General features: G+C 52.9%; 13 protein-coding genes. 3 read left to right on the top strand and 10 right to left on the bottom strand.

Features of this window, described 5'->3' with window-relative positions; all coding sequences use genetic code 11:
* Window positions 1-61: 61 nt before the first annotated feature.
* The gene (locus BW940_RS20050) at window positions 62-1279 is read right to left on the bottom strand and encodes an RNA-guided endonuclease TnpB family protein (RefSeq protein WP_076610935.1); all 1218 of its coding nucleotides are present in this window, start codon (window positions 1277-1279) and stop codon (window positions 62-64) included.
* 209 nt (window positions 1280-1488) lie between these two features.
* Between BW940_RS20050 and BW940_RS21920 the strand changes: the two genes are divergently transcribed.
* On the top strand, window positions 1489-1638 hold the full coding sequence (locus BW940_RS21920) for a hypothetical protein (protein ID WP_173834928.1): 150 nt from the start codon (window positions 1489-1491) through the stop codon (window positions 1636-1638).
* 28 nt (window positions 1639-1666) lie between these two features.
* Here the strand turns inward: BW940_RS21920 and BW940_RS20045 are convergent, their stop codons facing one another.
* The 8 genes from BW940_RS20045 to BW940_RS20020 all read right to left on the bottom strand — a co-directional run bounded on the left by BW940_RS20045 (window position 1667) and on the right by BW940_RS20020 (window position 8982).
* A complete protein-coding gene (locus tag BW940_RS20045; protein ID WP_076610933.1) occupies window positions 1667-2812 on the bottom strand; it encodes a Fic family protein in 1146 nt (381 codons plus the stop codon).
* A 207-nt stretch (window positions 2813-3019) separates the two neighbouring features.
* Complete coding sequence (locus BW940_RS20040; protein ID WP_216819697.1) at window positions 3020-3685, bottom strand: GIY-YIG nuclease family protein; 666 nt, start codon at window positions 3683-3685, stop codon at window positions 3020-3022.
* Between the two features lie 23 nt (window positions 3686-3708).
* Window positions 3709-3906, bottom strand: a complete 198-nt coding sequence (locus tag BW940_RS22020) for a hypothetical protein (protein WP_216819696.1) — start codon at window positions 3904-3906, stop codon at window positions 3709-3711.
* 14 nt (window positions 3907-3920) lie between these two features.
* Window positions 3921-4550, bottom strand: coding sequence for an MjaI family restriction endonuclease (locus BW940_RS20035; protein WP_084776841.1), 630 nt, complete (start codon window positions 4548-4550; stop codon window positions 3921-3923).
* Between the two features lie 101 nt (window positions 4551-4651).
* Window positions 4652-6787 (bottom strand): restriction endonuclease PLD domain-containing protein, encoded by a 2136-nt coding sequence (locus tag BW940_RS20030; protein ID WP_076610932.1) that lies wholly within the window; start codon window positions 6785-6787, stop codon window positions 4652-4654.
* A 74-nt stretch (window positions 6788-6861) separates the two neighbouring features.
* Window positions 6862-7014 (bottom strand): hypothetical protein, encoded by a 153-nt coding sequence (locus BW940_RS22015; RefSeq protein WP_216819695.1) that lies wholly within the window; start codon window positions 7012-7014, stop codon window positions 6862-6864.
* A 243-nt stretch (window positions 7015-7257) separates the two neighbouring features.
* Entirely contained in the window at window positions 7258-7461 is a 204-nt protein-coding gene (locus BW940_RS22010; RefSeq protein WP_216819694.1) for a hypothetical protein, read from the bottom strand.
* A gap of 141 nt (window positions 7462-7602) precedes the next feature.
* Window positions 7603-8982: an AAA family ATPase gene (locus BW940_RS20020; RefSeq protein ID WP_076610931.1), complete on the bottom strand. Its 1380-nt coding sequence runs from the start codon at window positions 8980-8982 to the stop codon at window positions 7603-7605.
* A 1004-nt stretch (window positions 8983-9986) separates the two neighbouring features.
* Between BW940_RS20020 and BW940_RS20015 the strand changes: the two genes are divergently transcribed.
* Window positions 9987-10766 (top strand): hypothetical protein, encoded by a 780-nt coding sequence (locus BW940_RS20015; protein WP_143823972.1) that lies wholly within the window; start codon window positions 9987-9989, stop codon window positions 10764-10766.
* Window positions 10767-10773: 7 nt separating this feature from the next.
* Here BW940_RS20015 and BW940_RS20010 read toward each other — a convergent pair whose 3' ends face one another.
* Entirely contained in the window at window positions 10774-11598 is an 825-nt protein-coding gene (locus tag BW940_RS20010; RefSeq protein ID WP_076610929.1) for an IS5 family transposase, read from the bottom strand.
* Window positions 11599-11689: 91 nt separating this feature from the next.
* On the opposite strand from BW940_RS20010, the gene BW940_RS20005 reads away from it, so the two are divergent.
* Window positions 11690-13243, top strand: a complete 1554-nt coding sequence (locus BW940_RS20005; protein WP_076610928.1) for an McrB family protein — start codon at window positions 11690-11692, stop codon at window positions 13241-13243.
* The last annotated feature ends 249 nt before the right edge of the window (window positions 13244-13492 follow it).

Below are 13492 nucleotides of genomic sequence, written 5' to 3'. Positions count from 1 at the left end.
GGTGTGCACAGCTGTCACCTCCTCATTCCTTCCGAAAAGCAACTCCGATAAGCCGCCGCTGTCATGCGGTTCTTGGCTTAGCTAAAGACGGATGGGCCCCATCCGTAGCTGAGTCATCGTCACCAGCCTTCTGCCGGGTAGCCCGGTCGCTTTGGCGGTGGCTCTCTCCACTACGGTAGCGGTCTGCAATGTTTATCGCCCCGTTCACATCGGCTTGGTACTCTGTGACCCAACAGTCGGCGTTCGAGCAACGGAACGTTGCCTGTCGTGGTCGGTAGCCGTGTTCACCGCAGGCGTGGCATGTTTTCGACGTGTTCTGGGGATTCACTGTCTCGACGGGAATCCCATTCTCGGCGGCCTTGTACCGAACCTGTGTGTGGAGCTTCGCAAAGCCCCATCCATGTAACCGCCGGTTCATGTACGCGCCGTAGTCCATGTTCTCACGGATATACGTCAGGTCTTCCAGTACCAACACTGGATTGTCAACGGACTCAGCGTACTCCACGACCTCGCGGGTCACACGGTGGAACACATCGTCAATCTGGTCCCACAACGTGTCACCGTAGGACTCCGCGATGCGCTCGCTCCCACGTTTCTGGAGTCGCCGCGTAGCGGTGAAGTATGTTTTGCGGAGCCGACGAACAGCCTTGCCGTCGTCGGCCCACAGTTTGGGGCGAACTGGAGAACCGCTCTCGTCGCGGTGACACACCGTAACGAGACTCGCTTCTCCGATGTCCACACCGATGGGCGTCCGCTCGTTGGCAGACGCCGCAGACTGTCCCTCCACGTCGCGGGTGGCGGTGACGTGGAGATACCACGCCCCATCCCGCTTGAACAGCCGACTTTCACCCATCTCGGCATCACCAGCGTACACTGCTTCCACCCAGTCTCGCTGGTCTGGATTGACGTGTGCTGGGATCCAGAGGTGGTAATCGTCGTGGTGCGGGATTTTGACGTACCACTCGAGGGCGTTCTGTGGCTTGTGGTCGAGTTGGACGCCTTCGTTGGTGAACTTCACAGGATGGTCATCGTGAAGTTCATCGGCATCATAGCTTCCGCCACAGAGTTGCGGTACGTACTTTTTGAGGGCGTTTTTGGCGTAGCCGGAGAGGTCGTACTCGACAACGACGTCGTTTGTGGCTGACTGCGAGGTGCAGTCGGCGTCGAAGGCTGCCTGAAGTGCCTGCTGATATGCCTCGCGGGTCTCACAGAGCTTGCGCTCTTTGTGGGCATTGGGGTTGACGAGGCTCAATTCCAGCGTCTTCGTGACTTCAGGCATCCGTTCTATACCCATCACTACGGCTCGGGGAATCATATACATCAGCCATGCGGAGTGAAAGTAAACGAGGGAAATCCACCCAGCGTCACTACAAAAAACGGGGCCGTCTCTGCCTATCGCTCGACCTGCGCCTGAAGACGCAGGTATGCGCTAACCATCTCTATCAAACACTCTTCGATGACTAACCAGATGCGCACCGATATCACGCTATGCGGGAACAAGGCCGGCCAGTTCGAACGAATCCAAAGTACATCGAGAACCGTCGCGGTCACGATCTCTTGCGGACCGATGTCGTCGGGATCTTGATGGCTGAGTACGAGCAGGACCTCAAGAACACCCGCAGTGGTCTCGTTCGATGACGTGGGCAATGAATCCACCAGCTACGAGCTAGTGATTGGGTGTTCTCTCGAGGATGTCGAAAATGTCGATCGCTTTGTACTCTTGATTCCGCTGGTTGCCAGTCGTCTCAACGAGAACACCGTCGGATACTAACTCCTCGATGGCGTTATACGCGGTTTGCCGACTGACATCGAACTCGTCTTGGACATCGTTGGCAGTGAAGTACGGCATATCGAAGACACCCCGCGCAAGGCGATGACTCGTTTTCTGGTGTGGATACCGCTGTTCGTAGTCGCGCCGAAGTTCCATCAGCTTCTGTGTCCGCTCGTACGAGTCCCGCGCCTGTACCTCGATTCCTTCGATGAAGAACGTGATCCAGTCGCGCCAGTCCCCGGTTTCGCTCACAGCGCGCATCTTCTCGACGTATTCCTGCTTGTTGCGATTAAAGTAGGCACTCGGATAGAGATATGGCTCGCTCAGATATCCTTCAGCGCAGAGCTGTAATACGATGAGAATGCGGCCAAGCCGGCCATTCCCGTCCTCACAGGGATGAACCGTCTCGAACTGATAATGCGTAATCGCGAGATCAACGAGCGGGTGATACTGGCCGCCCATCTGGATATACGCCTCCAGAGAGTCCATAAGCTCGGGAACCGATTGGTACGGCGGGGGAACGAACGGAGGTTGACTGGCGTACGGAGAAGGAAGGTGGACATCAGTCGTCCGCCATTCTCCTACGACCTCACCCTCGTTTCGAACGTTTTCGAGGAGCGACTGGAGGAGTTCGAGCGTTATCGGCTCACCCTGTTTGATCGCGTTGAATCCTTTTTGAAGGGCGCGTTCGGCATTCAGTACCTCCTGCAAGTCCCGACTCACATCGACGTTCTTGTCTCCGCTGGTCCGCGTGTGATGGGCGTATACCTCGTCCACGTCGACATCGGCCCCTTCTATTTCGGCGGTCTCGACTGCCTCGAGTCGGACGAGGGACGTGTAGAGAACCGGCGAGAAATCGACGGTTGGACTGATACCGTCGATTCGGCCGAGCTGAAAGGATGCATTGGCGATAAGCTCCGTGAGTTCGTCGTCGACATCGATCCGTGTCGAGAGGGGGAGCTTGTCTGGAATGTAGTATGGGTGTGGATGAGACTCGTGATAGTGTCCGGGTGCCTCTTCCGGTAGGTCTCGAGTCTGCATTTGACTATACCACGAACTCCGGCCTGTTAATCATATCGCTTTTAAATAGATTTGATTACTGGTGTCTGAGACGGGTTTGCTCAAAATACGGCCGGGAATTTTGGAGAACACGGTCCGATCCATCTCCAAACGTGGATCAACCAGCGAATTGATGGCGAGCAATACATCCGTGAGCTGCTCACGGAGATGAGAATTTCGAACGGACTATTACTGGAGGATGGCGTCTCCGTTCCCAAACTGAGCGAGTGGGGATCGTCCATGAACTAGGTAGTGTGCACCGATCAGGTCCGTTTCCACTTCCGTCCGTTTGTGTTTCGTGTCCATTCCTTTTGGCGTGGCCACTGCAAAGTGTGCCTCACTGCCGAAGGTTTTCTCGTGTCGACGGAGGCGTCCCGTGAACGCTGACGTCTCCCCGATGTATGCCAGTGGAGGAGTATTGCCCTCGAGCCAAATCCGGTAGACGCCTACATCGGGAAGGTCTGGCTCAAGACGATTCTCAAGTCGGTACGGTTCGGACCACTCGAGGCCCATCCAGTCCCGGGCAGTCACGTCGTCGACGTTCTTCCATGGCACCGGTCCACGGCCAAGTTCGGCGTTCGGTTCGGTTTCGCCGTCCTCGAGTGGGCCACCGACGTAGCCGTCTTTTCGGTAGCTGGATTGTGAATAGCCTTCGATGATCCGTCCGAAATTCGCTGTCGGGCTCTGGCCCATCTCTCGACGAGCGATCGCGATCAGTGCTTCCTCGAGTCCCTTCCGGTTCTGGTCATCTTCGGCGAGTGGTGGGGTGGTTGTAGACACTTCGAACGCGGACCCGTATCGATCCCGGACCGCCCACAGACACGGTGCTGCGGTGTGTGGATCACGGAAGGGCATATCGTCGGAGTAGACATTGCGAGCTAACGCGCCAACTCGTCCACGTGTGCTTCGTCCTGTTTCGCCGATGTACTCGAGACCATCGCGGTCACGATGGCGAACACGGAGAGGCCTGGATCACTCGAGATCGTTGGTAAATCGCCGTCGGCTGGATCGAGTGATAGCCATTCAGTCCAGTTCAGATCCAGCCAGTTGTCTGCGTACAGCTCTTGCTCGTTCATATCTGACCTTGACTTTAGAATTCGTCCAACGTTCGACTCAATTCACTCATCTCAACCCGATATCCACCGGAATCTATCTCTTCGTAATAAACGACTGGGACACCCGGGTCTTCATACATTGCTGGCCCATCGTCGTGCTTCAGAGACCGCAAACAGATCGGTTGATCACCTAGATAGCCACTGATCCCATCAGCCATCTCCTCTGGACTGGCAAGCCTCGAGCTGACCTGCAGTTCACTCCCCAGTTTTGGGATAATCACTTCGCGAGCATCGAACCCCATATACGATTTATACAGGATGAGATCTTCGACCCACTCTCTGATCATTTCGTACGTGATTAGGTCGATTGCCTCACGCATATTCTCGACCATGTCGTGAGTCTTCTTTGCCGCCCGTTGTACCTTCACTTCGCCATTATGCTGTTCCTTGTAGTATCCGACCCAGTCTTCGAATGTTGCGTCAGGGTTCTTGGCTTCGAACTCTTCCAGAATCTCGTCAATCGATCCCACTGAACCACGATTTGTTGCCTGCGAGGTGTGACATGCGAGGTTGATGATCTTCGTCGTGTACCTAGGATAGTCGAGATCCTGACCAACAGCGATTCGCCGTCGTTCGTCTTTCGAGATGTGTAAGTCGTTAGCCATAGATAGAACTCATATCAGTGGACTATAGTTCTAGGGCTATCATATATTGATTGAAATCAGGCTGAAGTACAGCGGACTCTCTTATTCACCTGATTTGAAGTTCATTTTCTTAAAAGGCGGTTGAAGAATCCCTTCCTGTTTTCAGTATCTTCATTACGCCTATCAGTATCGAGCCAATCATCGAAGTCGTCTGGGTTCTTGATAATGATTTTCCGCCCACTCTTTTCTGGCCGCATTTTTGTTGGAAGCGTTTTTCGAAAGCTGTACAGCTCGTGTGGCTCGAGATCGAAATCAGCGATCAAGTGATCATCTCGGCGTTCAAACGTAACATCTCCTCGCTCGCGCGCTTGTCGCCATTTGCGTTTCCCGATATTGTACTGGCGGTTCGCCGGCTCTTTGGGGAAGTACGCCGGTGGTTCGCGGTTGGCTTCATCGTAGAACTCGAGAAAGACACGTCTGACGTCGTCGACTGTGCCATCTGCCTGGATATACAGCTGGTCGCCGAGGATGCGCTGAGAAACATACGAGAAGATCGGATTCCGAACGTCGAGAATAGCATTCAAATCCTCCTGTGCGCCGTAGAAACCTTCGTCTTCCGGGTTTGATGGGAATGCCACATCGAAGTGTAGCATCTTCGTTCTGTTTCGGAACCAGTCGTTCGGACGCGAGTCGTTGCTCGTAAAGATGATCGCTGGATACGAAATTTCGTCCGAAGGGTGCCACGAGTCTTCCCAGAAGTTCCGTAGCGTGTCGATCCGTTCGATTTTCTGCTTCGAGATGTCCGAGACAACGTATGGGAACACTGTGTCGATGTTCCGTAGCGCCCGAATCTGATTCTTCCCGACGTCGTCGGCATCGGCACTCCCGCGAACCAGATCATCGGAGATGAGGCGTAGGACGAACTCTGCGAACTTGTCTTTGCCCGCGTCGGACTCCCCAAAGATGTACAGATACTGAAGGGCGTTGTCCAGCGTGACACTCCCGTAGAACTGTTGTGCGTACAGATTGATGAACGGTGCCCATAGCCCATAGAGCACCGCTTCGTACATGTGCGCCATCACCGCGCGCTCGTTGTTCGTCTCTCCCCACCGTTCGACCGTCTGAATGTAATTCTCGATGTTCTCCAACGCAGCATCGAGTACTTCGGGATCTGGATCGTGGTTTGCCGTCAAAATCCGGTGACGCTCGCCGTGCTGGAGATGGACGCTTCCACGCTCGTCGGCAATCCACATCTTCGGCACGTCGTACCGCGTCTCCAGGTAGTTCGTGTAGCCTTCGACTGGTGTTGTGATGGCGTCCGATCCCACGTCAGCTCCGCGCCGCTTGAGATCGGTTTCCATCTGATTAACGTACCCGTCGCTTTCGAAACCTTGCGTTGAGAGAGTGACTGTATATTCCGGTGTCTTGGCTGCTGTTATTCCATCAGATGTGCCGCTCTCACTGCCTGTTTCTTCGTCATCTTCACCCTCCCTTTCGTCGTCTGGTTGGATCTCCTCGTGGTGAAAAGTGACTACTTCGTCAGCTTCGTCGACGTCGTCCGTGACACCCACAACCTTGTCGACCTCGCCGCCGAGCTCGCGTAGTTCCTTCCCGACTGTTGAGTGAACTTCACCTTGCTCGGTCAGCTGCGTGTCTCGATTGTCGATCCATAACTCGATACGTCGTTCTTTCTCTTCTTCGTCGTCGAGTTGCTCGAGTTCCTCCGCCAAGTCTTCCATGAAGATCTCGTTGGCATAGCTTTCGCGGTGATCGTCGATCCACTCCTGAAAACGGGTATCGAGCTGGCTGTCAACCGTGGTCTCGAACACGACGATGCTGTTGGTCTGATTCTTCCAGCTATTGTACGAAAGGTTCGCACTGCCGGAAATGAGAGTCACGTGGTCGTCCGGCTTGACGATGCGGTAGAGTTTCGAGTGAACGACTTTCCGATTTTTGAGACGAACGATGAGCTTTTCCTCTCGATAATACCGCTCCAGCTGGCGGGCGACGGTTGCATCGTTCACAGAGGATTGGTACTCTTCTCGGTTCCCGACAAGAACGTCCATCGTTTGCAACTTCTCGTCTTGCTTATTGAAAAGGTCGAGAAGGAGCTTCGGCGATTCACAGTAGGTAACCGCGTCAATATGTACAGCGTCTTCAAAGAAGTCGGTGAACGATTCCCAACTCTTCACCGTCTCCCATCGCATCTCTGCACCATCACCGAACCCACCTAAGTTGATATCTGTAGTCCACTCCATGATTGCACGTAGTAATAGCTCTTGGATAAATATTGATACAGAGATGACTTGATGGTCTCTATGAAAGAGATTTCTCAGTCAAGAATCTCCCACGTAATAACGGCTCCCCGTTGATGAACAGGATGCTGTAGCCCCTCAAAGGAAGCGATATTGCGTGTCTCCACTTCGAAGTCATACCAGTGATCGACGTCCATGCAGAACTTCTCGGCGATCGCCTCGGCACTCATCCGCTCGTATTCTTTGTCGATCTTCTCGTAATACAGCCCCAGAATCCTACCGTTTGATCCGAACTCCGATTCGTAGAGTTTCTTCGTATCCGTCAGTAGCGACGACGTGCTGCGCTCAGGGAAGGGCGTGAAGATGCGTGCGAAGCTGTTCGGATCGATGTTTCCGTTATCATATCGGAATCGGAGCAGCTTGGCCTCTACTGGGAGTACTTTCTCATCGTAGTTGAGAACCAGGTCACATCGTTACTTCTTGTTCAAGTATGGGACTTCTGTTTCTATTGTTCTCCGGAGGGGATGGCCCTCGAGCGCATCAAGGATCATCTCGATCTGGGTTTCTTCCTCGAAGGGGCCAATATCAGGCTGCCATCGTTCGTGTTCGGCGACAGAGTCAACATCCGGAATTGCAGATGCGAATGCAGTAGCCAGTTCAATGAGAGGCTCAGTCACGTTATTCTCACTACTGTTAGCTTTCTGCCCTTCTACAAGTGTTACTTATGTGACTGTCTGTTCGGTGTACAGCTGAGTGGCTTTGTCGGTGTTTGTATCTAGACACTAGCTGAATGCCCTACGACTCGCAGTTGATCTGACTTATGAGTTGAGTATATTGCGGATATGCTGTTGCATGCGGGAGTTGATTGGGATGTCTGCACATCGATCATCCAGACCAATCGTTTGTAGTAGAAGACCCGGTTCGTCAAGCAGGGAGATCTGGAGGTATGTACCCTCGCGATATCCGTCACTTGTTCTTACCATGTCTATGATTTTTAGTGTCTCGTACTCACGGAGTTGATCGGTGATCCGCTTCTGTCCGAGGACATTTGTATTAATCGCTTCAGCGAATGTTCGGTATACTTGATACATTTCGGTCGCCTTGAATGATGACTGGTTAGTGAATTCGTCCATTGCAGCGAGTGCTGCAATTGCGATTTTTGCCTGCGTAGGACACCCACGAATTAGATCCTGTATTCGAGTTACCTCTGCATCATCGTTAGCGACGCGAACGTGTTCCTCACGTACCATTTCGGCATCGTTGTCTCGAGCAACCTCACCGGCGAGTCGGAACAGATCGATCGCCCTCCGTGCATCACCATGTTCTTGGGCTGAAAACGCAGAGCAGAGTGGAACAACATCGTCGGTTAAGACTCCGTCATGATAGGCATCTCGTCGACGATCCAGAATATCGCCGAGCTGATTTGCGTCGTATGCTGGAAACACGATTTCGTCGGGCGAGAAGGAACTCTCGACACGAGTGTCCAGACGATCTCCGTATTTGAGGTCGTTGCTGATGCCGATAACGGTGATGCTGGCTTCTACATCGTTCTCTTCACCGGCCCGTGAGAGTTGCATGAGAAGTTTGCTGTCATCCGCTTCCTCCGGTGGAAGATTCTGATCATCATCAGCCGGCGCAAGACGATCGATCTCATCGAGAACGACGATGACCGCGTCATAGAGTTCGTTAATCACTGCCCACAATCGATCATAGTAGGCACCTGTAGCGATTCCGGAGCTCGGAATTGAGATTCCAGTTTGTTCTGGATCATTCAGACTCTTTGCAAGATGAATCACTGTCTGAACCTCTGACCGCCGTTGAGCGCAATCAATGACTGCACGCCCAATCCTGACTCCGTTCGCATCTCCTCGGTGTACCACCTCTCGACTCACATATCGAGTTACGAGCGTCTTTCCGGATCCTGACTTGCCGAGAAGAAGTGTCCCTTTCCCACCACCACCAGTGATCGTCGGCTTGAGTCGACGGGCAACGGTCTCAATTTGGTCGTTTCGTCCGACGATTTTGTCTTGGTCGGGGATGTGGTCAATGCGAAGGATATCCTCGTTAGCAAAAATAGGATCCTCTTCATCCAAGACAGCAAGCGGATCATCACGTGTGGCAGATTGAGAATGAGCAACCGCGCCGTGTTCTGCGGCATACTCTCCAAGGGTCTGGATCCCATCCGAGGTTGAGTCCATACACCGTGCTTCAAATGAATTTGTATTAGTTCTTTCCTTGGAAAATCGTCTTCTTGTATATTGGTGCTATTGAAGGGCTGAGTGCAATGGATAGGTTAGTACCTCCTAATTAGTGACTCACTCGTGGCGAACACCACCTTTCAAATGAAATCGCTTGTAATGGCTGTGAAATAGTATTTAGCTGTTATACCCGGTTTCAAATGAATTTGGTGAGGTGTATTTGATTTGATCTAAGTGGGTCGATCCAAAGCACCCCCACACCAAATTTCAGATGAAATTCCGTACTGACTCGGAGTATACTCGAGAGATGAATTAGTACAATTTCGCTCTATAACGGCTCAAGAGGGGATATACTACCGAAATCAATTGAAAACCGGTGTCGACCTCGATAGTGGTTCGAGGTCGCTTGTTTGAGCGGAGTCTGATCGACTCGAGGTGTATTTCCCTGTTGAGTATATAAAATAGTGGTGTAGATACCAGATCAGTATCTGAATTGCAGGTTTTAGCCACCTATGGTTTTCTTTTCCTCTCTACTCTACTACTAGATTACCTAGATAGATATCTATATAATAGACGTTCAAAATCCTTGCACTTTATTTGAAATATAATCACTCCAAATTGGAAATAGAGCGTTGCTTCCAGCTGTTTACCGTTATGTTCGGCCGGTCCGATACAGTCGCTGGTCTGACTCCGGTCTTTCGTTTGGAGATGAAATCATCTGAAATTCGGTGTGGGGGACATGCCTCGTCTCCATCTTAAGAGTCAACGTGTCTCAAACACGAAAATGAACACCTCAACTTTCGCTATCACGGTCAAACTGATGATTTTCTAACACTCGGTTAGAAAGTAACTCGAGCTGTCTCTTCGTCATCTTCACTTGAAGCAGTGGTGTATCAACCTGTAAGACTCCTTGTGCCTCTTGTCCACAGGTTTAAGCAACATCGATCTAGTTATCGGTGTATGACACGTGGACATTGTTGGATGACATCACCATCTGGCCATAGGTGGCATTCATGACGTCGGATTCTCACGATCCAACTGATCGTCAAGTTCAGATTCTTCGTCTCTGGAAACAGGTTGCACAAGATAACTCGAGTGCACACCATTTCCATTTCGAACGTGAATACACACCAGAAGAGTCCCGTTCTAGGGCGAAAGAATTTATCACCACTCCCTCAGAGCAGACATTCAAAACGCTCTGGGACCCTATGTGGTCAGCTCAGCGTTCTGGTACCGCTAACACGATTTACAAAAAATGGCACGACCATGGGCAGACTGATAAGGAACTCGCGAGTCTTATCAAAGAAATTCTGCACGCAGATCACTATGATGCCTCCTGGCAAGGAGAGTTAGGCGCTCGGCGAACGCTATGGGAGCTTTTTGGATTCCTCCACATCGAGGAGTATCCTATAATAAATGGGTATGCAGAGCGCGGTCTCTCCTTTTTCGGATACGACTGTCCCAGCGACTACGAAGGCTGTGCAAACGTCTTCAGCGAATTCCGTACAGCTTACGAATCTGTCGTTGGGCACGCGACTGCGGGAACTGAACACGAAGTCCCCGTGAACTTCGAGATCGACCAGCTTCTCAATGTCATCGACAAGGTCAGCGCCGGTGATCTGGACCGCGAAGCGAACGCTGACGCCCGGCAACTGTACGAGATGGTTCTCGAGGAATCAGGTGACCACGGTGTGTCCGAACCCGAAGAGTACGACGGCATCAATGCTGCGACAGAGGACGTCCTCTCTAAACTTGGTCGAACTGCTTTGTTGAATAGCTGCTGAATGGTAGTTAGAGTGGTTCACAGAGCTTTTCTATGTTGATGATGGCGAACATGAGGACAATTTCACGGAACTGGCGATACCAGCCCAGCGCTCGCACGGCATCGCCGAGCGAGCGCTTCGTTGTTGAGTACGAGGTTTCGGCCATCCAGCGCTGAGAGTACCTTTTTGCCCGGATGAGCGCGTTGTTCATGGCTGCATTCAGTGATGAGCCGCGGTAGTGAACAAGATACTCGACGTCAAGTGCGGAGATCTCGTGCTCAGTGTGCCAGTCTTGGAACCCGTTGTCGGCAGCCACGGACTGCAGGTCGTCCGCGTTTCGGCGGACGACCTGCGGTCCTGTCTTCGTATCGTGCTTCCACCGTGCTGTAATATGGACATCAAGAACAGCGAGCGACTCTATATCAGTTAATGTCGTCACTTTCAGTGTCTGCACGGTGTTTCCTGACCGCTGACGGAAGTACGACGAAGAACGGCGACGATCAAAGAACGTGCTGTCAAGAGCGGCGTGGCCAGACTGCGGGTGTTGCTGCGCTGAAACGCGCAGCAACGCCCGCCACACCCACACTTTCAGCCGGTCGAACGATTTGTAGATCGTGCTGTAGTCAGGGAGATCCTCTCGATCGAGACCGAGTACGTCACGAACCTCGGCCATATACTTCAGCCGATTCGGTGTTTCACGGTAGCTGTGGCCCTCTTCGAGCCGAAAACAGTGTAGGACGACATGGACCCAGCGGGCGAACCCGCCGCTGGCGGGCTCGCCCGCGTGCTTCCCCAACGCTTGTTTGGCTAGGTCACGACACTGCTCAACGAAGTCGAGGATATCGATTTCCATAGGCAGAATCGAATTCCTCGGCTTCATCCTTCTAAGCTAGTGACATCGGCGGATTAGATCGCTATTCAACAGAGCAGGTCGAACAGCCGAGGTGAATCTGCTTTCGGCAGAGCTCGTTTCTGAGGACGTGAAGGAATGGTCCAGTGCTCTCTCAGGGATCGAACCCAACGTTACGATCACCACCGATTCCCTCGAGCAGTGTCAGCGGCTTCTCGATTTGTATGACCACCTCGAGGACGACCTCGAGGCCCTCGCAGAACAACACCGAATCGGCTCACTAAACCGGGCGTCACCTCCTGAAACAGTATTCCTCGCTCTCGGCCGTGATCTCCAGTCCCGCGTTGGATCCCGAGTCAACTTCAACCAAGTAAAGTGGGGCGTCCTTCGCGAGGAGGCCTACGAGGTTGAAGGTGCAGGAAGCATCGAGCCACCTGCTGAACGACCAGCTGATGCTCGTATGGTTGCCCAACAACTCGAGCAAACCGGCCAGGTCGTCTTCTATGGCCCTCCTGGGACCGGAAAGACCTACACTGCTCAGCAGTTCGCCCGTTGGTGGATCAACGAGCAATCTGAGGGGGCGACTCGAGCTAACCAGCTCGAGCTTACGACGTTCCACCCCTCCTTTTCGTACGAGGACTTCATCGAGGGGCTCACGGCCAAAGAGCAAGACGGTGCTGTCGAATACGTCGTTGAGCCTGGCGTGTTCAAGCAGATCTGCAAGCGCGCCGAACGTGCGTATCGAAATAGCGATTCGTCAGACAAAGCGCCGCCATACGTCCTCATTATCGACGAGATTAATCGAGGCAACCTCGCTCAGATTTTTGGCGAGCTGATGACTCTTCTCGAAATCGACAAACGCCTAGATGCGCCGAATGAAACCCGGTCACGTCTCGCTCACTCAAATGAGTCGTTCGTCGTTCCACCGAATCTCTATCTCATCGGGACAATGAACACAGCGGACGAATCGATCGCGTTGCTCGATACGGCACTTCGTCGACGGTTCCGTTTCCACGCATTCCCACCGAATTTCGACGTCGTCGCCGAAGCGTATGGGTTCCCGGCTGGCGGACCACAGAGCGTGCTCAGAGAAGGTGGTGCTCCGCGTGATCAACTCGTCGCTGCCTCGATTTTGGCTCTCGAGGAACTGAACGAACGCATCCGTGCGGTGAACCAGCTCGGTAAAGGGAAACAACTTGGCCACACGTACCTGTTCGGCCACGATCGTATCGAGAACGTTCGAGACACATGGCGGTTCGATATCTTGCCCCAGCTCGAGGACTACTACTTCGGGAAGTTTGACCGACTGCAAAGCGACCTGTTCGGTAACGTCGCAGTCGGGTTGATCGACTGGCAGTCAGAGCGTATTGCAGAGTTCACACCTGAGACGCTGTACGAGGAACTGTGTTCGATTGCTGGAATCGAAGACTACGCACCTCTCGGGAGACCGATCGAAACCGACGGGGCTGCACCCTCTTCTGAATCACCTCCAGAAGATTCCTGGGCGGCAGGAAAGAAGACTCCCGAGACGTTCCGCAAGCGAATCACAGAGAACACGGACGAGCCGGTACGAGGCCGGCTTCTCGAGCTCTACGACCTCGGTGACGAACTCGGTAGGCTAGATCCTGGCCCATCCGTCTTTAGTTAGGCGCAAAACCGAACGATAGCGGCGGCTTATCGGGGATTCTTTTCGGAAGGAATGAGGAGGTGTTAGCTGTGCACACCAAAACCTCCTCACACGATATTGAACGTCGTCTCACTAACTTCCTTCCATCTGAAGCGCTCGAAGACCACGCCGATGCGAGTGGTCTGCGAAAGCGTTGACCCCTTTGGAAGCGTATCTTTCTCGATGAACAACAGTCAGCGTGGTTTGTTGGTGCAGCATCTGTCTGAGGAA

Origin of the sequence: Natronorubrum thiooxidans, from assembly GCF_900156475.1 — an archaeon.
In the GTDB taxonomy this organism is placed as follows: domain Archaea; phylum Halobacteriota; class Halobacteria; order Halobacteriales; family Natrialbaceae; genus Natronorubrum; species Natronorubrum thiooxidans.
The sequence above is the reverse complement of the archived record's forward strand: the minus strand, read 5'-3'. Positions and strand labels throughout refer to the sequence as shown.